Raw genomic sequence first — 20,794 nt, 5'->3', positions numbered from 1 at the left:
GCCCAGCAACTCCAGTGCCCGGGGGGGTGGTCCGCACGGAAAGGTGACACTTCGGTGCGGGAGTGTCACCTTTCCGCAGCTCACCCACCGGGGACCCGGCGTGCCCGCGCACCGCTCACCTTCGAAGACCCCCCTTGCCGAGCAGGGTGAGGACGATACCGATGCCTGTTCCGGTCCGGTCCGGTGACGTGTCATGATCCGAGCCTCACGCGTCCGTGCGCGGCGACCCGCCGTCACCGGGTACGGACAACCGGGGGGGACGACCACGAGGGTGGACTGGGGATGCGAGATGTACGTGAGCGCGCGGCGCCGCTCGTGCGGTTGGTGCGGCGCTACCGGGAACCCGTCGTCGTCCAGGCCTTGCGGTCCTCCGCCGCGGCCACGGTCGCCTATGTCATCGCGCTGCGCCTCAGCCCCGAGGCGCTGCCGCTCACGGCGCCGCTGACCGCGCTGCTGGTCGTCCAGGTCACCCTGTACGCCACGCTCACCAACGGCATCCGCCGGGTGAACTCGGTGGTGGCCGGCGTTCTCGTCGCCATCGCCTTCAGCCTCCTGGTGGGTCTGACCTGGTGGAGCCTCTCGCTGCTGATCGTGGCCTCGCTGGCCGTGGGGCATCTGGTGCGGGTCGACGAGTACGTCCCGGAGGTGGCGATCAGCGCCATGCTGGTGCTCGGGGTCACCACCGTCGGGGACACGGCGTGGGCGCGGGTGGTGGAGACGCTGATCGGCGCGGTCGTCGGACTGGGCTGCAATCTGCTGCTGCCGCCTCCGGTGTGGGTGGAGGAGGCGGGCGCGTCGATCGAGGGACTGGCCCGTCGGCTGCGGCAGCTCATGCTGCGCATCGGCGAGGAGGCGGCCGGCCGTACCCCGGTCGAGCAGGCGGCCGCCCGGCTGCACGAGGCGCGCCGGCTGGACCACGACATCGTCGAGGTGGACGCGGCCCTGCGGCAGGCCGAGGACAGCCTGCGGTTGAATCCGCGCGTGCGCGAGGGGCTGCTGCACAAGGTGGTGCTGCGCACCGGCCTCGACACGCTGGAGATCTGCACGGTCGTGCTGCGGGTGCTCGCCCGGACCCTCACCGACCTCGCCAGGGAGCGCGAGCCGCAGCCGCTGTTCCCGCCCGGGACCGGTGAGACCGTGGAGCGGCTGCTGTCGGAGATCGCCGACGCGTTGGTCAGCTTCGCGGTGCTGGTCACGACGAGTGTCAGCCTCAACGCGGACGCCGCCGAGGCCCGGCTCACCGCCGAACTGCGGCAGGCCGCGGCCACCCGCGACAAGCTCGCCCAACTGCTGACGGAGCAGCTCCAGCACGACGCCCGCCAGTGGCACCTGCACGGCGCGGTGCTGACCGAGGTCAACCGCATCCTCGACGAGCTCGACACGGAGCACCGCACCAGCCGTCTCCTGGAGGACCTCGACCGCGTGTCACGGGAACAGCGCGCACGCATGCCTCGTCTGACCCGGCTGCGCGAGCGGCTGGGCGTTCAGGAGCAGCTGTGGCGGAACCGTACGGGGATCGGCAGGCGTTACCCCTGAGGGAGCGCCGGGACGGGGCCGGCGCGGGATGCGAGGGAGCGGGCCGATGGCCGACACCACCGTACGGATCGACGGGGACACGCTGAGGCTGCCGGGTGGGGTGGTGGTGCGGTTCATGCGGACGCTGCGGCTGCCGGAGAAGGGGACGCACGACCTGCCGCCCGGCCTCGGCGTGTTCCCGGTGCGCCGGGTCGCCGACCACCCCGGCACCGTGCCCGCCGAGTGGCTGGCGCGGGGCGGGGTGCTGCTGCCGATGTACCTGCGTGAGGCGATGTGGCTGAGCTTCGCGGGCTCGACGGAGCCGGCCGCGTTGCAGGTCGGGGCGGGCAAGGTGTGCGCGGTCTCCGGCCGGCCGTGGAGCGACCGGCTCTCCCGTGACCCGCAGAACTACGTCACACTGCCGCGTCAGCCCTGGCTGGACGGCATCAACTCGGGCCGGGGCACGGTGCGCCAGTTCGTGGCGGTGCCGCTGGGCCTGGGCGCGACCGTGGAGGGCCAGGTCACCGGGGAGGAGGTCTGGGGCGGGGTCCAGTTGCAGTCGTTCCCGCTGAACGAGGAGAAGCGCGCCGAGTGGCGCGAGGCGGAGCGCCGCCGTACGGCCCCGAGGCCGCCGGGGCCGATCGGCGGCGGGTACGGCGCCGCGCCCCCGCCCGGCGCGGCCCCCATGATGGCCGCCGCGGCTCCCGCCCCGGGCAGCGCGCCCCGGAACCGGTCGGCCGCGGCGATGGGGCTGGGGGTGGGCGGTTCGATGCGGCAGGAGGTCTACCAGGACGTCCGCGCCCTCACGGACTACGCGCGGGAGCCCGCCGCCCGGGTCTTCGTGCACCTGGTGACGCCCCCGGAGTGGCGTCGTATCACCGGCGAGGAGCCCCCGCCGTCCCCGGTGGACCGCGCCGCGTACACCAAGGCCGGGCTGCCCTGGTACGACTACTACGACGACGACGCGTACGACGTCGCCCCCACCGACACCCTGGCCGCCGTGCAGCCGGTCGGCGAGTGGCTCGGCTCCGACCTGGACCCGTGGCAGCAGCCCGCCCCAGGCCAGGTGCACCACCTCAAGGACGCGCCGGGCAAGCCGGTGGAGGACGGCGACTGGTAGCCGCCGCGCACCGCCGCCCGCCGGGTTCCGCTTTTGCGTTCGACGGCCGGTCCGGGTCAAGGTGGCTGTCACGGCGGTGGTGTACGGCGACCTGGGGTGCGGGCATGGGCAGTGGGACGGAAGCGGCGGGCGGTGCCGGCTGGAGCAGGCGCCGTTTCGTCGGCGTGATCGGCGCGCTCGGCGGCGCGGCGGCGGCGTCGACCCTGGCCGGGTGCGGCAGCGACGGCGGCTCACCGAAGGCCCCGGAATCCCCGCGGGCCGCGCCGCCCCGGCAGCCGTCGCAGTCCGCCGCGCCGGAGTCCTCACCGGGATCCACGCCCGAGTCCGGTCCGGACGCCTCGCCGAGCCCGCCCGACCGCGACCGCCCCCGCCCCCGCCCCCTCTACCTGGGCACCTACACCTCCGCCGAGGGCGGCGGGAAGGGCATCGGCGTCGCCTCGTACGACCCCGGCTCGGGGCGGATCACCGGCCGGGGCACGATCACCGGCGTCCCGGACCCGTCGTACCTCGCGGTGCACCCGGACGGCCGAACGCTGTACGCGGCGAACGAACGCGAGGCGGGTGCCGTGACCGCCGTACGGCTGTCCGACCGGAAGGTGCTGGGCAGCCGGGCCACGGGCGGGGCGCACACCTGCCATCTGTCGGTCCATCCGGGCGGGCGGTGGCTGCTCAGCGCCGACTTCGGCTCGGGCGGTGTGGCCGTGCACCCGATCGACGCCTCGGGGGCGCTCGGCGAACGCACCGACTCGCTCACGCACACCCGTCCGGCGCCCCGGCAGGGTCAACAGGGGCCGCACGCCCACCAGTTCATCACCGCCCCGGACGGCGGCCATGTCCTCGCCGTCGACTTCGGCACCGACACCGTGTACAGCTACCGCCTGGACGAGAAGGCGGGGACGCTCACGGAGGTCGCGCAGGCGCACACCCGGGCGGGCGCCGGTCCGCGCCACCTGACGTTCCATCCCGGCGGCCGGTACGCCTACCTCGCGAACGAGGTCGACGACTCGGTCACGGTCTGCGCGTACGAGCCGTCGAGCGGCCGGCTGACCATCGGGAAGCCGCAGTCCTCGGGGGCGGACTCCGCAGCGGGCACCAACTATCCGGCGCAGGTGGCGGTCACGCCGGACGGCGCGTACGCCTTCCTCGCCAACCGCGGCGACAACGGTCTCGCGCGTTACGCGGTGGAGGCGGGCGGGGCCCGGCTGCGGCTGCTCGGCACGGTGCCCGTGGACGGGGACTTCCCCCGGCAGATCGCCCTGTCACCGGACGGCGGCCTGCTGTTCGCCGCCAACCAGCGTTCCGGCACGGTCAGCGTGTTCCGGGTGGACGCCGCGCACGGTGCACTGCGGCTCGCGGGCGAGCCGTTCGCGTCACCCGTCGCCGTCTGCGCGCTGCCGCTGTAGGGCGCGCGGGCAGGCGGCGGCCTGGGTGAGCAGGACGTGCATACGCTCGGTGAGCTGGCCGACGTCGTCGGCGGGCGCGTGGAACGGCAGGCGTACGTCGCCGTGGGCGCGGGCACGCTCGATGCGCAGCGTCAGCCCGTGCCGGTCGACGGCGAGCGGCTGGACGCGGACGGCGCCGTGCAGGCTGTCGTGCTGGACGAGCCGGGTGAGCCGCTCCACGGCGTCGGGGTGGGCGTCGGCGAGATGCGTGAGCAGATGGGCCTCGGCGGTGGCGAGCGGGTCGGGTGCGGCGGCGGCGAAGTCGCCGAGGTCGACGACGACGGCGCCGGTGGGCGGTTTCAGCACGACCCGGGTGGCGTGGAAGGCGAGGTGGTCGTCCTCGGGGGCGAACCAGCCGGCGAGCCAGAGCCGGGTGCGGATCCGGCTGCGTACGGGAACGGGCGCCACGTCCGCGAACTCCAGCACGGCGGACGGCTCGCCGCGCGGTGCGCAGATCGCCGCCGTCAGCAGGGCGCTGTCCTCGGGCACTCGCAGGATCACCCGGCCGTCGTCGTCGACGGTGTGCGCGCCGACGAACTCCTCGCGCCCGCCGTCCGCGGTCACCGCGCAGGACCATGAGGCCGCGAGCACCGAACGGGCCCGCTCGGCGGCCGACGGCACGGCCGCCCAGCTTTGGCTGTCACCCATCCCAAAACCTCCTTAGGTAAGCCTTGCCTAACCTATCGGAGATCTTCGGTCGCGCCAACCACCCGCGCCAACCACCATGGCCACGCTCGACGAAAGAGCGAGACGGTGTCGCCCTCAGAGCCCCGCTGTCCAGTGCGCGGGGCGGGTGAGTGACTCCGGCAGCTTCGTGCCCGCGCTCCCCCGGGCCGCGTTCAGTTGCGGCTGGGTCAGGAAGAACGCGCCGGTCAGATCGGCGTCCGTCAGGTCGGTGTCGCGCAGGTCGGCCCCGATCAGGTCCGCTCCGCGCACATCCGCGCCGGTGAGGTCGGCGGCTATCAGACAGGCGCCGCGCAGGTTCGCGCCGCGCAGGTCGGCGCCCTTGAGACGGGCGCCCATCAGGTCGGCGCCCCGGCGCTCCTTCCCGCGCCCGCGGATGCCGGCCCGGGCCAGTTCGCTGGTCTTCAGGAGCAGTACGTTGACATCCTGGCGGTGTGCCGGGACGTCGAGCGCGGCCAGTTCGTCCGGGGTCAGCAGGGTGAGTTCCCCGGTCTTCTCCAGAGCCCGGCGCAGGTCGGCGTGGAGCGGGCGGGCGACGGGCAGGGTGAGCGCCTCGGTGAGGTACCACAGGAGTTCGTGGAGCTGCCGGACGACCGGGAACACCGCGAACACACGGCGGGCGTGCTCGCCCGAAGCGTCCGCACGCCAGTCCCGGCCGCCGAAGGTGACCTGTGAGACCTTCTGCCCGGCGCCGAAGCAGTCGTAGACCGTGCAGCCGGTGAAACCCTGCCGGCGCAGCCGCGTGTGGATGCCGCAGCGGTGGTCCTCGCCCAGGTTGGGGCACGCCTTCCCGGCGGGCTTGTCGATCGCGAAGTCCGCGGAGCGGGCGAAGGGCAGGGCCACACAGCACAGGCCGAAGCAGTTCCCGCAGTCGCCGCGCAGTACGGTCCGGTCCGCCGTCGTCTCTTGCATGCCGTCCACCCTACTGACCTGCGGCGCAGGACTTACCGGCCGAACAGTTCGAACGCCACGGCCGGCCTGCCGCCGAACCGCTCGCCCACGGACTTCGCGACGCCGGTCAGGAATCCCCGGGCGTACGTCTCGGGCACCTCGTCGGTCAACGCCTCGATGTACGTGCGGTGTTCGAGGAGCGAGCCCACCGCCCGCTCCAGTCCCGCCGACGCGTCCACGGCGTGCGTGGGCGTCGCGGATCCGGCCACGGCGACCCACCGCACCCCGTTCCAGGGCTCCAGGCCCCGCTCGGTGAGTTCCGGGAAGATCCAGCGGTTGCCGGCGTCCCCGGCCGCGTCGAGGGTGGCGCGGCCGACGGCGACGTGGTCGGGGGTGTTCCAGGCGACGCCGCCCCAGGTGTCGCGGTGGTTGAGGGTGATCACGAGTTCGGGCCGGTGCCGGCGGATCGCGGCGGCGATGTCCCGGCGCAGGGCGAGCCCGTACTCGATGACGCCGTCCCGGTGGTCGAGGAACTCGACCGTCGACACGCCCACCACGGCCGCGCTCGCCCGCTGCTCCCGCTCGCGCAGCGGGCCGCACTCGGCGGGCGCGAGGGTGTCGATGCCCGCCTCGCCGCGGGTCGCGAGCACGTAGGCGACCTCGCGGCCGGCGTCGGTCCAGGCGGCGACGGCCGCGGAGCACCCGTACTCGAGGTCGTCCGGGTGCGCCACGACGGCCAGGGCCCGCCGCCAGTCCTCGGGCATGGGCTGGAGCTGGGGGATCGTCGGCTCGGTCATGCCTGAAGACTAAAGCGGTGACGGAAGCCTCACACCTCGTCGCGGGTGAGGGCGAGGAGGCGGTCCAGGACGCGGGGGCCGCCGGCCCGGACGCCGTCGTGTTCGAACTCGTCGGTGACCCAGGTGCGCAGGCCCCGGACGGCGCGGGCGGTGCACAGGGAGTGGGCGGTGTCGACGTACAGGTCGTCGTGGTAGATCGCGGCGGCGACCGGGACCTCGTTGGCGGCGAGGCGGGCGGGGTCGTACAGCGGCGGCCAGTCGGTGCGGGCGGCGAGGAGTTCGGCGGTCTCGCGCAGCGGGCGCAGCGCGGGGTCGGCGTCGAACATCCAGGGGTGGATCGTCTCGCCGGTGAGCAGCAGCGGTCCGTCGCCGGCGAGCGTATTCGCGGCGTCGAACTGCGGGAACTCGGCGCGCACCCGGTCGGCGGCCCAGGCGGTGGGGCGGGCGTCCTGGCCGTAGATGGCCTCGTGGACGAGGGCGTAGAGGGGGTGTCCGGCGTAGGACAGGATGCCTTGGATCTCCTCCTGGAAGGCGTCGGACAGTTCCGGGCCCTGCGGGGTGGGGACGAAGGCCTCCTCCAGGAGGTGGTGCAGGCGGTGGCTGCCCTCGCTGCCGCCGAGGAGGATGCCGGCGGTCTGGAAGGCCTCGGCGGTGAGCCGGTAGCCGCCGGGGAGCGTCACCTCGTGGTTCAGGAGGTGGTCGGCGATGCGGCGGGCGCGTTCGACGTCCTGCGGGTAGCGGGCGTAGTGCGCGGCGACCTTGCGTTCCATACGCGGGTAGGCGGCGCGGTAGACGTCGTCGGCGTGCGCGTCGAGGGCGGGCAGACCGCCGGTGATCAGGGCGGCGGCGAGGCCCTCGGGGGCGGTGGAGAGGTAGCTGACCGTGCAGAAGCCGCCGAAGCTCTGGCCGAGGACGGTCCAGGGGGCGCCGCCGGTGACCTCGGGTCGGACCAGCTCGCAGTCGCGGACGATGGAGTCGGCGCGGAAGTGCGCGAGGTAGTCGGCCTGTTGGGCGGGTCCGCCGCGCAGCGGGAGCGTCTGGCGGTTGGCCGGGGTGGAGTGGCCGGTGCCGCGCTGGTCGAGGAGGAGGACCCGGTACTCGGTCAGCGCGCGGCCGAGCCAGGCCGGCTTGCCGATGAACCGGTTGGCGCCGAAGCCGGGGCCGCCCTGGAGGTAGAGCAGCCAGGGCAGGTCCTGGTCCGCCTTGTCGCTCGCGACGACCTCGCGGGCGTAGAGCCCGATCGTCTCCCCGGCCGGGTCGGTGTGGTCGAGGGGCACGGTGAAGCGGCGGTCGGTGAGGACGACGCCGGGCTGGCGGTAGCTGACGGACAACAGGGACTCCCGGGGCGATCGGTGTGCGGACCGCGTCCCAGTTCAGCACATGTCCGGGCGGTGCCGGAGCGCGGGGGATCATGAACTCCTGCTGAACGGGCGATCAGCCCGCCGCGGTCCGCTTCGGTCTGCTTTCGGTCGGCTTCAGCGCGCCGAGAGGCTGGAGCGGCGTACCACCAGCTCCGGCTGGAGCACGACCCGCCGGTGTTCGTGCCGCCCGCCGTTCGCTCCCCGCTCGTCGCTGTCCTCGGTCTCCTCGAGCAGCATCTCCGCGGCCAGGGCGCCCATGGTGACGGCGGGCTGGCGCACGGAGGTGAGGGGGACGGCCGCGGCGGCGGCGAACTCGATGTCGTCGTAGCCGACGATGGCGAGGTCGTCGGGGACGCCGACGCCGGCCGCGTACATGGCCTGCAGGACGCCGAGGGCGAGCAGGTCGTTGGCGCAGAACACGGCGGTCGGGCGGTCGGCGAGGCCGAGCAGGCGGGCGCCCGCGTCCCGTCCGGCGGCGACGTCCAGCCGTTCGGTGGGCAGCTCGCGCAGGTGCTGGGGGCCGAGGCCCGCCTCGGCGAGCGCGTTCAGGGCGCCGGTACGGCGGTCGCGGACCTGGGTGAAGCCGGGCGGGCCGCTGACGTACGCGAGGGAACGGTGCCCCGCGTCGACGAGGTGCCGTACGGCGAGCGCGCCGCCCGCCACGTCGTCCACCGACACCGAGCACTCGGTGGTGCCCTCGGAGACCCGGTCGACGAGCACGAAGGGGATGCCGTGCCGGCGGAAGGAGGCGATGTTGCGGCCGGTCGCGTCGGCCGGGGTGAGCAGCACGCCCCGCACCCGCTGCTCGGCGAAGAGCGACAGGTACTCGGCCTCCTCGCCGGCGCTCTCGGCGCTGTTGCAGACCATCACGCCGAGCCCGGCGTCCCGGGCGGCCCGCTCGGCGCCACGGGCGACGTCCACGAAGAAGGGGTTGCCCATGTCCAGGACGAGCAGCCCCATGATCCGGCTGCGCCCCGCGCGCAACTGGCGGGCGGACTCGCTGCGGACGTAGCCGAGCCGGTCTATCGCCGAGAGGACGCGCGCCCGGGTCTCGGTGGCGACGGTGTCCGGGCGGTTGATGACGTTGGACACCGTGCCGACGGAGACCCCGGCGGCACGGGCGACGTCCTTGATACCCACCGACTGGACCATCAGGCGGGAACCTCCAGGTGAACAGGGCACGGCGGGACGGTCTTCACATTACCGCCACGCCGCCGCACCCCCGTCCGGGTCGCTGCCCAGGTCGTTGCCAAGGTCATGCAGGCAGTGCGAAGTCGATGACATGGAGCGCCGACGGCGTCGTCCCGCTCGACTTCTCCTGGTACATGAACGACAGCGTGTTGTCCGCCTTGACGCGCAGCTCGTCGATGACGACCTCGCCGAAGGCGTTGAGGCCGCTGCCGTCGAAGAGCACCGTCCAGTCCGTGTGGCCGGAGGCCTTGGAGGCGCCGGCGATCCGGCCGAAGGGGAAGATCGCGTACGCGTTGTCGTACTTGTCCAGGACGAGCTTGGTGCGCTGGCTGGAGCCGAGGACGACCGGGATCTCCGTCTTCTGCCAGCTCCCGGCGGAGTTCTTGCGCAGGTGGAAGGCGCGGCCGCCCGCGGTGCGGTCGTTGACGTAGTTGGTGGTGCACTGGCCGAAGCGGCCGGGGACGTAGCTGATGATCGCGTGCGGGAGGCCGGCGGAGTCGGTGGCCTGGCTCTCCTGGTTCATCAGGGAGTGGTCGGCGTTGAGCGCGTCCACGACGAGCCCGCTGTCGGTGACGGCGACCTTGTCGGAGCCGCCCGTGGTGCCGACGACGGCGCCCGCGCTGTTGCGCCAGGTCCGGCCGCGGTCGTCGGAGAAGACGTAGCCGGTGTCGTGGTTGCTGATGCCGCCGCCGGAGCACATCACGGCGCCGTTCTGCTCACGCCAGGTGAAGAAGGAGTGCAGGCGGCCCTTGACGTCGTAGTCGATGCCGTGCAGGTACATGTTGCGGACGGTCGAGGAGCCGTGCTCGCTGGTGTAGGTGCCGGTGGAGCTGGACCACTCGCCGAGCGCGGTCCACTTCGAACCGTCGTACTCCGCGAGGGCGTTGCGGCCGTTGCCGGATATGCCGACCCGGTAGCTGAGCTGGAGCCTGCCCTCGGGGGTGGGGACGAACTGCGGGTAGGTGAACTGGGTGGTGAGCGCGAGGCCGTCGAGGGTGGTCTGCACGGCGCCGAAACGGGCCGACGTCCAGGAGGTGGACGCCGGGTTGTCGAGCAGTCCGGCAACCGACTTCACGTAGAAGAAGCCGTCGCTGTGCGAGTCCATGTTGAGGTGGAGCCGGCCGTCGGTCCTGGAGACGCCCATGGAGATCACGTTGTGGGAGTCGCTGACCTTGAGCCGGTGCGTGAGGGTGACCGTGGACCAGGTGGTGGCGCCCAGGGCGCGGCGGGCGACGACCGCGTTGCGGGCGGCGGTGTACCAGGCGGCGTACTGGTAGCCCTTGTAGGTCAGCAGGCCGCTCTTCTGGAACGAGTTGTTGTTGACCAGGCCGTCGTAGGACACGAAGAACAGGGCCTGCGCGTCGAGGCGGGTGCTCCCCTTGCGGGTGACCGAGGGGCCGGGGTCGGCGGCGCTGGCGGTGCCGGTGGCGAGCACGGGGTACGCGGCGGTGCCGAGGAGGGCGCCGGCCAGCAGAGTGCGTCGTCTCATCTGGGGAACTCCATTGTCGTACGGAACCGGGGAGGACCGGAGTATGTCAGGCCAGGTGAAAGACCTCGGTAAGAGGTTTCATGGCCTCGTCGGGGCGGGCGCCGTCCAGCGACTCGAAGAACGGCGCCATCTCCGCCTGCCAGCGAGCGTTGACGTCGGCGGCCGTCATCCCCGCCTGGGCGGCCGCGAAGTCCTCGGTCTCCAGGTAGCCGACCAGCAGGCCGTCCTCGCTCAGGAAGAGCGAGTAGTTGTGCCAGCCGGTGGCCGAGAGCGCCTGGAGCATCTCCGGCCACACGGCGGCGTGCCGCTCGCGGTACTCGTCGAGACGGTCCGCCCTGACCTTCAGCAGAAAGCACACGCGCTGCATCAACGACCCTCCGGATACTGGAAGTTCAACTGCCAGAAGTTGAACTGCTGAAAGTTGAACCGCTAGAAGTTGAACTGGTCGATGTTCTTGGCGTCGAACACGGTCGGCTTGCCGAGGCTGATCACACCGTCCTTGCCGATGGTGTACGTGGTGGTGCCGGCCTTGAAGGTCTCGCCCTCCTTGCCCGTGATCCGGCCCGAGACCAGCGCCACCGCCGTCTGCGCGGCCAGCGCGCCGAGCTTCGCCGGGTCCCACAGCTCGAAGGCGTCGACGGTGCCGTTCTTGACGTAGGTGCGCATGTCGTTCGGGGTGCCGAGGCCGGTCAGCTTGACCTTGCCCTTGTACTTGGAGCCCGACAGGTACTGGGCCGCCGCCTTGATGCCGACCGTGGTCGGGGAGATGATCCCCTTCAGGTTCGGGTACTCCTGAAGCAGGCCCTGGGTCTGCTGGAAGGACTGCTGGGCGTCGTCGTTGCCGTACGCCACCTTGACGAGCTTGATGTCCTTGTACTGGGGATCCTTCAACTCGTCCTTCATGAAGCCGATCCAGGTGTTCTGGTTCGTCGCGGTCTGCGCGGCCGACAGGATCGCGATCTCGCCCTTGTAGCCGATCTGTTCGGCGAGCAACTGCACCTCGGTACGGCCCAGATCCTCGGCGGACGCCTGCGAGACGAACGCGTTACGGCACCCGGGGTTGGTGTCCGAGTCGTAGGTGACGACCTTGATCTTGTTGCTCATCGCCTGCTTGAGCGCGGTGCACAGGGCGCCCGGGTCCTGCGCGGACACGGCGATCGCGTCGACCTGCTGCTGGGTGAGCGTGTTGACGTAACCGACCTGCCCGGCGGTGTCGGTGGCACTGGACGGCCCGACCTCCTTGTAGCTGGAGCCGAGTTCCTTCAGCGCCGCCTCGCCACCCTTGTCGGAGGAGGTGAAGTAGGGGTTGTTGACCGCCTTCGGCAGGAACCCGACGGTGAGCCCCTTCTTCAGTTCGGCATTCGGATCCGCCTTCCCGGAGGAAACAGCCGACCCGGTGCTCTCCTTCTTCACATCCTCCTTGGTGGTGCCACCACACGCGGTGGCCGCAAGAGCAAGGGAGCAGACGGCAACGAGGGCGACAGAGGCCCGGCGGAGGGATGACTTACGCATGGCGGTCCTTCTTGAGAGGGGGGAGGTGAAGGTCTTTCCTCAGGGGCGCGGGAACTGCGCGACCAGCCACAGCGGACCCGCAGACGACGAACTGCCTAGCCGGCCGAGCTTGCCGCCCGCGTTACGGCAATCTGACGCGCGACCCGAGGCCCCAGCACGGAAACAACCAGCAACACACCGGTCACGACGATCTGCGACTGCGCGGAGACGTTCATCAGACTCATCACGTTCTGCGACGCCCCGAGCAAGAAGACACCGGCAACCGCACCACCGAGCGTCCCCTTGCCCCCGTCGAAGTCGATACCGCCGAGCAACACCGCTGCCACGACGGACAGTTCAAGCCCGGTGGCGTTGTCATAGCGAGCGCTGGCGTAGTGCAGGGCCCAGAACACACCGGTGAGCGAGGCCATGAGACCGGTCACCGTGAACAGGATCAGTTTCTGTCGCTTGACCCGGATACCGGCGAACCGCGCAGCCTCCTCGCTCGCACCGACCGCGAACAGCGAGCGCCCGAACGGCGTGGCGTGCAGCACGACCACCGCGATCGCGAGCAGCACGACGAAGGGCAGGAAGGCCTGCGGAAGGAAGGTGTCCCCGAGGCGGCCGGCCGCGAAGTCCAGGTACCGGGTGGGGAAGTCGGTGACCGCGTCGGAGCCGAGCACGATCTGCGCGACGCCCCGGTAGGCGGCCATGGTGCCGATGGTGACGGCGAGGGACGGCAGCCCGAGCCGGGTCACCAGCAGGCCGTTGACCAGCCCGCAGACGACACCGAGCAGCAGACAGACGGGGATGATCGTCTCGATCGTCATGCCCTGGTTCCACAGCGCGCCCATCACCGCGCCGGACAGCCCGGCCGTGGAGGCCACCGAGAGGTCGATCTCGCCGGAGACCACCAGCAGGGTCATCGGCAGGGCGATCAGCGCGATCGGGAGCGTGTTGCCGATCAGGAACGACAGGTTGAGGGCGTTGCCGAAGCCGTCCACGAAGGAGAAGGACAGCAGGAGCAGGACCATCAGGAGGACACCGACGACGGTGTCCCAGCGAACCGCCCGGTTCGCCCGGTTCACTCGGCTCATCGCCCGGCTTACCCGGCTCGCTCGGTTCGCTCGGATCAGGGACTCAGGCACGAGCCTCCCCCTTCGCTACGGCCGCCCCTGCGGACGCCGACGTCTTCTTCAGCGCGGACGTCACCCGCACGGCGACGACCCGGTCGACCGCGATGGCCAGCAGGAGCAGTACGCCGTTGATGGCGAGCACCCAGACCGAGCTGACGCCGAGGGCGGGCAGGACACTGTTGACGGAGGTGAGGAGCAGCGCGCCGAGGGCCGCCCCGTAGACGCTGCCGGAGCCGCCGGTGAAGACGACGCCGCCCACCACGACCGCGCTGACGACGGTGAGTTCGTAGCCGTTGCCCGTGCTGGAGTCGACGTTGCCGAACCGGGCCAGGTACAGCGCGCCCGCGAGTCCGGCGAGGCCGCCGCAGAACGTGTAGGCGGCGAGGATCCGCTTGCGCACCGGGATGCCGGCGAGGCGGGCGGCCTCCGGGTTGGAGCCGAGCGCGTACAGCTCGCGCCCGCTGCCGAAGTGCTTGAGGCAGTACGCGGTGGCGATCAGCACGGCGAGCGCGATGAGCGCGAGATACGGCACGGCCGAGAGGCCGCCGGATCCGAAGTCGACGAAGGAGGCGGGCAGATCGGCCGCGGTGATCTGGCGGGAGCCGACCCAGATGGAGTCGATGCCCCGGATGATGTACAGCGTGCCGAGGGTGACGACCAGGGCGGGCACCTGGCCGAGGCTGACGAGCAGGCCGTTGAGCAGCCCGCAGCCGACGCCCAGCAGGGCGGCCAGCGCGATGGCGATCGCCGGGTCGCCGCCGCCGTGCAGATACGTGCCGGCGGCGAAGGCGCTGATGCCGAGGGTGGAGCCGACCGACAGGTCGACGTTGCGGGTGATGACCACCAGGGACTGGCCGGTGGCGACCAGCACCAGGATCGTCGCGTTCAACAGCAGGTCCTTGATGCCCTGCTCGGACAGGAACTCGCTGTTGCCGGCCTGGGTGACGGCGATCATCACCAGGAGGACGACCAGGATGGCGAGTTCGCGCATCCTGAAGACGCGGTCGACCAGCCGGGTGCCGCCGGACTTCGGCGCCTCGGCGACGGGGGCCTCGTGGGAGGTGGTGACCGTCATGCGGCGGCCCTCCCGGTGGCTGCGGCCATCACGGTTTCCTCGGTGGCGTCGGAGCGGGGGATCTCGGCCGTCAGGCGCCCCTCGTGCATCACCAGCACGCGGTCGGCCATGCCGAGGATCTCGGGCAGGTCGGAGGAGATCATCAGGACGGCGACCCCGTCGGCGGCCAACTCGCCGAGCAGCCGGTGCACTTCGGCCTTGGTGCCGACGTCGATGCCACGGGTCGGCTCGTCGACGATGAGCACCTTGGGCCCCGTGGCCAGCCACTTGGCGAGGACGACCTTCTGCTGGTTGCCGCCGGACAGCGTGTTGACGGTGTCGGCGATCCGGGCGTACTTCACCTGGAGCCTGACCGCCCAGTCGAGGGCGCGGCTGCGCTCGGCGCCGCGGTCCATCAGGCCGGCCTTCACCGTCGTACGCAGTCCGGTCAGGCCGATGTTGCGCTCGATGCTCATGTCCATCACCAGGCCCTGGGCGCGCCGGTCCTCCGGGACCAGGGCGAGGCCCGCGGCCATCGCGGTGGAGGGGGCGCCGTTGGTGAGCGGACGGCCGTCGACGCGGACCTCGCCGCCGTCCCAGCGGTCGATGCCGAACACCGCCCGGGCCACCTCCGTGCGCCCGGCGCCGACGAGTCCGGCCAGGCCGACGATCTCGCCGCGCCGGACCTCGAAGGAGACGTCGGTGAAGACGCCCTCCCGGGTCAACCGGCGGACGCTGAGGGCGACTTCGCCAGGGGTGACGTCCTGCTTGGGGTAGAGCTCGTCGAGGTCTCGGCCGACCATCCGGCGGACCAGGTCGTCCTCGGTCATGCCGTCGATCGGCTCGCTGGCGATCAACGCGCCGTCGCGCAGGGTCGTCACGCTCTGGCAGATCTGGAAGATCTCCTCCAGCCGGTGGGAGATGAAGAGGACGGCCGCGCCCTGTTCGCGCAGGGTGCGTACGACCGCGAAGAGGCGGGCGACCTCGCTGCCGGTGAGGGCGGCGGTCGGCTCGTCCATGATCAGGACGCGGGCGTCGAAGGAGAGCGCCTTGGCGATCTCGACGATCTGCTGGTCGGCGATGGACAGTCCGCGCGCCGGGCGGTCGGGGTCGAGGTCGACGCCGAGGCGCTCCATCAGAGCGGCGGTGGCGGCGCGGGTGGCCTCGTGGTCGATCCGGCCCAGGGTGCGCCGGGGTTGGCGTCCCATGAAGATGTTCTCGGCGATCGAAAGGTCGGGGAAGAGCGTGGGCTCCTGGTAGATCACGGCGATGCCGGCGTCGCGGGCGTCGCCGGGTCCGTGGAAGACGACGGGCTCGCCGTCGAGCAGCACCCGGCCGGCGTCGGGTCGGTGCACGCCCGCGAGGGTCTTGATGAGCGTCGACTTGCCCGCGCCGTTCTCCCCGGCGAGGGCGTGCACCTCGCCGGGGAACAGCTCCAGGGAGACGCCCCGCAGGGCGCGCACGGCCCCGAAGGACTTGGCTACGTCCTTCAGCGCCAGCACCGGGGCCGGTCCCGGGTCGGACGGGTGGGTCATGGGTGGCTCCTCGACGACGTCCACGAACGGGGCCCGTCGGGGCCGCCACGACGTCGTGAAAGGTTTCAACTGGGTTGCCGGGACGTTAGGCAGGCGGGGCATGTCACGTCAATGGGTCGGTCTCGAAAAGTTTTCGATAGCCGAAGGTCGCGCGGCGGTCACGGACAACAGGCCTGGACGAAGGGGTTGACACTGCTTCGGCGGCCTCATAGCTTCCCGTTCTGAATCGTTTCATCCGGTAGCTGTCCGGCAGTTGCTCCGGATGGTTTTCCGGACCGATGTCAACCGATGTCACAGGAGCCCGAAGTGACCGACCTCGCCGCGGTGAAAGCCGCGCTGAAGACCCAGGCCGTCGAGACGCCGTCGTGGGCGTACGGGAACTCGGGGACCCGCTTCAAGGTGTTCACCCAGCAGGGCGTGCCGCGCACCCCGCAGGAGAAACTGGACGACGCGGCGCAGGTGCACGCGTTCACCGGCGTGGCCCCGACCGTGGCGCTGCACATCCCGTGGGACAGGGTGGAGGACTACTCCGCGCTCGCGAAACACGCCGAGAACCGGGGCGTGAAGCTCGGGGCGATCAACTCCAACACCTTCCAGGACGACGCCTACAAGCTGGGCAGCATCTGCCACCCGGAGGCGGCGGTACGGCGCAAGGCTCTCGATCATCTGCTGGACTGCGTCGACATCATGGACGCGACGGGCTCCGCCGACCTGAAGCTGTGGTTCGCGGACGGGACGAACTATCCCGGGCAGGACGACCTCCGCGCGCGGCAGGACCGGCTGGCCGAGGGGCTCTCCGAGGTGTACGCGCGGCTGGGGGACGGGCAGCGGATGCTCCTCGAGTACAAGTTCTTCGAGCCCGCCTTCTACTCGACGGACGTGCCGGACTGGGGGACGGCGTACGCGCACTGTCTGAAGCTGGGGCCGAAGGCGCAGGTCGTGGTCGACACCGGGCACCACGCGCCCGGGACGAACATCGAGTTCATCGTCGCCACGCTGCTGCGGGAGGGGAAGCTCGGGGGCTTCGACTTCAACTCGCGCTTCTACGCCGACGACGACCTGATGGTGGGCGCGGCCGATCCGTTCCAGTTGTTCCGGATCATGTACGAGGTCGTGCGTGGGGGTGGGTTCACCTCCGAGGTGGCGTTCATGCTCGACCAGTGCCACAACATCGAGGCGAAGATTCCGGCGATCATCCGGTCCGTGATGAACGTGCAGGAGGCGACGGCGAAGGCGCTGCTCGTCGATCGGGCGGCGTTGGCTGCTGCTCAGGTCTGCGGGGATGTGCTGGAGGCGAATGCGGTGGTGATGGACGCGTACAACACGGATGTGCGGCCGTTGCTTGTCGAGGTGCGGGAGGAGATGGGGGTGGAGGGTGACCCCATTGCCGCGTACCGGAGGTCTGGGTGGGCCGAGAAGGTCGTTGCTGAGCGGGTTGGTGGGGAGCAGGCCGGTTGGGGGGCGTGAGCGTCTGCCGGGCTCTGCTTCGTTGCGGGGTGCGGGTCCGTTGTGGCTGGTCGCGCCCACGCGGCGGAGCCGCACATTGATACAGCCCCGCGCCCCTAGGTACACGCGCTCCCCCTCGGTCGAGAAGTAAGGAATCTCCATGCCCACCCATCCCGAAGCCGCTGCTCTCCTTGGCCGGTCGCACCGACTCGGCGCTGATGCCCGTAACACGAACTACGCCGGTGGGAACACGTCCGCCAAAGGCACTGGCACCGATCCCGTGACCGGTGGGGACGTTGAACTGATGTGGGTGAAGGGGTCCGGTGGGGACCTCGGGACACTCACCGAGGGCGGGCTCGCCGTGTTGCGGCTGGATCGGCTGCACGCGCTCAAGGGGGTGTACCCGGGGGTCGAGCGCGAGGACGAGATGGTTGCCGCGTTCGACTACTGCCTGCACGGGAAGGGTGGGGCGGCGCCGTCGATCGACACCGCCATGCACGGGCTGGTCGACGCCGCTCACGTGGATCATCTGCACCCCGACTCCGGGATCGCGCTCGCCTGTGCGGCCGACGGGGAGAAGTTGACCGCCGAGTGTTTCGGGGACCGTGTGGTGTGGGTGCCCTGGCGGCGGCCGGGCTTCCAGCTCGGGCTGGACATCGCCGCCGTGCAGGCCGCCAACCCGCAGGCCGTCGGGTGTGTCCTCGGCGGGCACGGGATCACCGCCTGGGGCGACACCTCCGAAGAGTGCGAGCGCAACTCGCTGCACATCATCGAGGCCGCGGAGGCGTTCCTGACGGAGAGGGGCCGCGCCGAGCCCTTCGGTCCCGTCATCGAGGGGTACGAGGCGCCGGCCGAGGACGAGCGGCGGGCGCGGGCCGCCGCGCTCGCGCCGTACGTACGGGCCCTCGCCTCTCAAGACCGGCCCCAGGTCGGGCACTTCGACGACTCCGACGTCGTCCTCGACTTCCTGGCGCGGGCCGAGCACCCACGGCTCGCCGCGCTCGGTACGTCGTGCCCGGACCACTTCCTGCGGACCAAGGTGCGGCCGCTGGTCCTCGACCTGCCGCCGACCGGCCCGTTGGAGGAGTCCGTCGCGCGGCTGAAGGAGCTGCACGCCGCCTACCGTGCGGAGTACGCCGCCTACTACCGGCGGCACGCCGAGCCCGACTCCCCCGCGATGCGCGGCGCGGACCCGGCCATCGTGCTGGTGCCGGGCGTGGGGATGTTCTCCTTCGGCAAGGACAAGCAGACCGCGCGGGTGGCCGGTGAGTTCTACGTCAACGCGATCAACGTGATGCGGGGCGCCGAGGCGGTGTCCTCGTACGCGCCGATCGAGGAGTCGGAGAAGTTCCGCATCGAGTACTGGGCGCTGGAGGAGGCCAAACTCCGGCGGATGCCGAAGCCCAAGCCGCTGGCCACCCGGGTGGCCCTGGTGACGGGGGCCGGGAGCGGGATCGGGAAGGCGATCGCACGTCGGCTGGTCGCCGAGGGGGCGTGTGTCGTCGTCGCCGACCTCGATGGTGAGAACGCCGCCGTTGTCGCGGAGGAGCTCGGCGGGGCCGACAAGGCCGTCGCCGTCACCGTCGACGTGACGTCCGAGGAGCAGATCGCCGGTGCCTTCCGGGCCGCCGTGCTCGCCTTCGGCGGGGTCGACCTCGTCGTGAACAACGCCGGGATCTCCATCTCCAAGCCGCTGCTGGAGACTTCGGTCAAGGACTGGGATCTCCAGCACGACATCATGGCCCGCGGGTCGTTCCTCGTCTCGCGTGAGGCGGCTCGGGTGATGATCGCGCAGGAGCTGGGCGGGGACATCGTCTACATCGCGTCGAAGAACGCCGTCTTCGCCGGGCCCGACAACATCGCCTACTCCGCCGCCAAGGCCGACCAGGCTCATCAAGTGCGGCTGCTGGCCGCCGAGTTGGGTGGGCACGGGATTCGCGTCAACGGGGTGAACCCGGACGGTGTGGTGCGTGGGTCGGGCATCTTCGCCGGGGGGTGGGGGGCTCAGCGCGCGGCCGTGTACGGGGTCGAGGAGGCGAAGTTGGGGGAGTTCTACGCGCAACGGACCATCCTCAAGCGGGAGGTGCTGCCCGAGCACGTCGCCAACGCCGTGTTCGCGCTGACGGGTGGGGAGTTGACCCACACCACCGGGCTGCACGTCCCCGTCGACGCGGGTGTGGCGGCCGCGTTCCTCCGGTGACGGCCGTGCGGCCGTACGCCGCTGTCGACCTCGGCGCGTCCAGCGGGCGCGTCATGGTCGGCCGGGTGGGCCCGGACTCGCTGGAGCTGACGGAGGCGCACCGTTTCCCCAACCGGCCGGTCCGGGTTCCGGAGGGGCTGCGCTGGGACGTGCTGTCCCTGTACGCGGGAGTGCTGGACGGGCTGCGGGCGGCCGGCCGGGTGGACTCCGTCGGCATCGACAGCTGGGCCGTGGACTACGGCCTGCTGGACGCCGACGGGACCCTGCTCGGCAACCCCGTCCACTACCGCGACGCCCGGACCGAGGGCGTCGCGGAGAAGGTGTGGGCGAGCGTCCCGGCCGCCGAGCTGTACGCGGCGACGGGTCTTCAGTACGCGCCCTTCAACACCCTGTACCAGTTGACGGCCGCTGCCTCCTCGACCCAACTGGCGCAGGCGCGGCGGCTGTTGCTCATCCCCGACCTGCTGACGTACTGGCTGACCGGCGAGCAGGGCACCGAGCTCACCAACGCCTCCACCACCCAGCTCATCGATCCCCGCACCCGCGACTGGTCCCACGGCGTCGCCGCCCGGCTCGGCATCGACCTGAGCCTGTTCGCACCCCTGCGACAGCCGGGCGACCCGGCGGGACTGCTGCGGGCCGAGGTGCTGGCGGAGACGGGGCTGACCGGGCCCGTGCCGGTGACGGCCGTCGGCTCGCACGACACGGCGTCGGCCGTGGCCGCCGTCCCCGCCACCGGGGAGCGGTTCGCGTACATCTGCACCGGCACCTGGTCCCTGGCCGGACTGGAACTGGCCGCGCCCGTGCTCACCGAGGAGAGCCGCGCCGCCAACTTCACCAACGAACTGGGGCTGGACGGCACGGTCCGCTACCTGCGCAACATCATGGGGCTGTGGCTGCTCCAGGAGTGCGTACGGGCCTGGGGGGACCCGGAGTTGGGCGGGTTACTGCGGGCGGCGGCCGCCGTGCCCGCGCTGCGGTCGGTCGTGGACGCGGGGGACGCGGCGTTCCTGGCCCCCGGGCGGATGCCGGAGCGGATCGCCGACGCGTGCCGTGCCTCCGGGCAGCCGGTGCCCGCGTCTCCCGCCGAGTTCACGCGCTGCATCCTCGACTCCCTCGCCCTCGCGCACCGGCGGGCGATCGAGGACGCCCAGCGGCTCGCCGACCACCCGGTCGACGTCGTGCACGTCGTCGGCGGCGGCACCCGCAACGCGCTGCTGTGCCAACTCACCGCCGACGCCTGCGGGTTGCCGGTGGTGGCCGGTCCGACGGAGGCTGCCGCACTGGGCAACGTACTCGTCCAGGCCCGGACGCACGGGCCGGCCGGCGACCTCACCGCGGTGCGCCGGCTGCTCGCCCGTACCCAGCCACTGACCCGCTACGAGCCGCAGGGCGGCACCGGGCGGTGGCGCGCGGCGCAGGCCCGGCTCGCCGCGCTGTGA

Annotated in this window: 17 protein-coding genes; 6 read left to right on the top strand and 11 right to left on the bottom strand. The window is 71.7% G+C overall.

The window, feature by feature from the left end:
- Nucleotides 1-282 precede the first annotated feature (282 nt).
- The 3 genes from OG352_RS37470 to OG352_RS37460 all read left to right on the top strand — a co-directional run bounded on the left by OG352_RS37470 (nucleotide 283) and on the right by OG352_RS37460 (nucleotide 4,038).
- Entirely contained in the window at nucleotides 283-1,536 is a 1,254-nt protein-coding gene (locus OG352_RS37470) for an FUSC family protein (RefSeq protein ID WP_329223073.1), read from the top strand.
- A 46-nt stretch (nucleotides 1,537-1,582) separates the two neighbouring features.
- On the top strand, nucleotides 1,583-2,635 hold the full coding sequence (locus OG352_RS37465) for a hypothetical protein (RefSeq protein ID WP_329223071.1): 1,053 nt from the start codon (nucleotides 1,583-1,585) through the stop codon (nucleotides 2,633-2,635).
- A 104-nt stretch (nucleotides 2,636-2,739) separates the two neighbouring features.
- Nucleotides 2,740-4,038: a lactonase family protein gene (locus tag OG352_RS37460; RefSeq protein ID WP_329223069.1), complete on the top strand. Its 1,299-nt coding sequence runs from the start codon at nucleotides 2,740-2,742 to the stop codon at nucleotides 4,036-4,038.
- On the opposite strand, the gene OG352_RS37455 is transcribed toward OG352_RS37460, so the two are convergent.
- The 11 genes from OG352_RS37455 to OG352_RS37405 form a co-directional block, all read right to left on the bottom strand.
- Entirely contained in the window at nucleotides 4,006-4,725 is a 720-nt protein-coding gene (locus OG352_RS37455; RefSeq protein ID WP_329223067.1) for a DUF2470 domain-containing protein, read from the bottom strand. The genes OG352_RS37460 and OG352_RS37455 overlap by 33 nt on opposite strands.
- A gap of 114 nt (nucleotides 4,726-4,839) precedes the next feature.
- Complete coding sequence (locus OG352_RS37450) at nucleotides 4,840-5,673, bottom strand: pentapeptide repeat-containing protein (protein WP_329223066.1); 834 nt, start codon at nucleotides 5,671-5,673, stop codon at nucleotides 4,840-4,842.
- 32 nt (nucleotides 5,674-5,705) lie between these two features.
- Entirely contained in the window at nucleotides 5,706-6,449 is a 744-nt protein-coding gene (locus tag OG352_RS37445) for a PIG-L deacetylase family protein (RefSeq protein ID WP_329223063.1), read from the bottom strand.
- Nucleotides 6,450-6,478: 29 nt separating this feature from the next.
- Nucleotides 6,479-7,780, bottom strand: a complete 1,302-nt coding sequence (locus tag OG352_RS37440; RefSeq protein ID WP_329223061.1) for an alpha/beta fold hydrolase — start codon at nucleotides 7,778-7,780, stop codon at nucleotides 6,479-6,481.
- A gap of 144 nt (nucleotides 7,781-7,924) precedes the next feature.
- Nucleotides 7,925-8,962, bottom strand: a complete 1,038-nt coding sequence (locus OG352_RS37435; protein WP_329223059.1) for a LacI family DNA-binding transcriptional regulator — start codon at nucleotides 8,960-8,962, stop codon at nucleotides 7,925-7,927.
- A gap of 103 nt (nucleotides 8,963-9,065) precedes the next feature.
- A complete protein-coding gene (locus OG352_RS37430) occupies nucleotides 9,066-10,490 on the bottom strand; it encodes a BNR repeat-containing protein (RefSeq protein ID WP_329223057.1) in 1,425 nt (474 codons plus the stop codon).
- A 46-nt stretch (nucleotides 10,491-10,536) separates the two neighbouring features.
- Complete coding sequence (locus tag OG352_RS37425) at nucleotides 10,537-10,857, bottom strand: L-rhamnose mutarotase (RefSeq protein WP_329223055.1); 321 nt, start codon at nucleotides 10,855-10,857, stop codon at nucleotides 10,537-10,539.
- Between the two features lie 62 nt (nucleotides 10,858-10,919).
- Nucleotides 10,920-12,002, bottom strand: coding sequence for a rhamnose ABC transporter substrate-binding protein (gene rhaS, locus OG352_RS37420; protein ID WP_329223054.1), 1,083 nt, complete (start codon nucleotides 12,000-12,002; stop codon nucleotides 10,920-10,922).
- A gap of 95 nt (nucleotides 12,003-12,097) precedes the next feature.
- On the bottom strand, nucleotides 12,098-13,078 hold the full coding sequence (locus tag OG352_RS37415; protein WP_329223053.1) for an ABC transporter permease: 981 nt from the start codon (nucleotides 13,076-13,078) through the stop codon (nucleotides 12,098-12,100).
- Nucleotides 13,079-13,121: 43 nt separating this feature from the next.
- Complete coding sequence (locus OG352_RS37410; protein WP_329223052.1) at nucleotides 13,122-14,192, bottom strand: ABC transporter permease; 1,071 nt, start codon at nucleotides 14,190-14,192, stop codon at nucleotides 13,122-13,124.
- Nucleotides 14,189-15,706: a sugar ABC transporter ATP-binding protein gene (locus tag OG352_RS37405; protein ID WP_329223051.1), complete on the bottom strand. Its 1,518-nt coding sequence runs from the start codon at nucleotides 15,704-15,706 to the stop codon at nucleotides 14,189-14,191. The genes OG352_RS37410 and OG352_RS37405 overlap by 4 nt, the downstream gene beginning before the upstream one ends.
- 306 nt (nucleotides 15,707-16,012) lie before the next feature.
- On the opposite strand from OG352_RS37405, the gene rhaI reads away from it, so the two are divergent.
- The 3 genes from rhaI to OG352_RS37390 all read left to right on the top strand — a co-directional run bounded on the left by rhaI (nucleotide 16,013) and on the right by OG352_RS37390 (nucleotide 20,794).
- Complete coding sequence (gene rhaI, locus OG352_RS37400; RefSeq protein ID WP_329223049.1) at nucleotides 16,013-17,173, top strand: L-rhamnose isomerase; 1,161 nt, start codon at nucleotides 16,013-16,015, stop codon at nucleotides 17,171-17,173.
- 139 nt (nucleotides 17,174-17,312) lie between these two features.
- The gene (locus OG352_RS37395; RefSeq protein WP_329223047.1) at nucleotides 17,313-19,352 is read left to right on the top strand and encodes a bifunctional aldolase/short-chain dehydrogenase; all 2,040 of its coding nucleotides are present in this window, start codon (nucleotides 17,313-17,315) and stop codon (nucleotides 19,350-19,352) included.
- A gap of 5 nt (nucleotides 19,353-19,357) precedes the next feature.
- Nucleotides 19,358-20,794 carry a rhamnulokinase gene (locus tag OG352_RS37390; protein WP_329224122.1) on the top strand — a complete coding sequence of 479 codons (1,437 nt, stop codon included), beginning with the start codon at nucleotides 19,358-19,360 and terminating at the stop codon, nucleotides 20,792-20,794.

It is taken from the genome of Streptomyces sp. NBC_01485 (assembly GCF_036227125.1).
Lineage (GTDB): Bacteria > Actinomycetota > Actinomycetes > Streptomycetales > Streptomycetaceae > Streptomyces.
The sequence above is the reverse complement of the archived record's forward strand: the minus strand, read 5'-3'. Positions and strand labels throughout refer to the sequence as shown.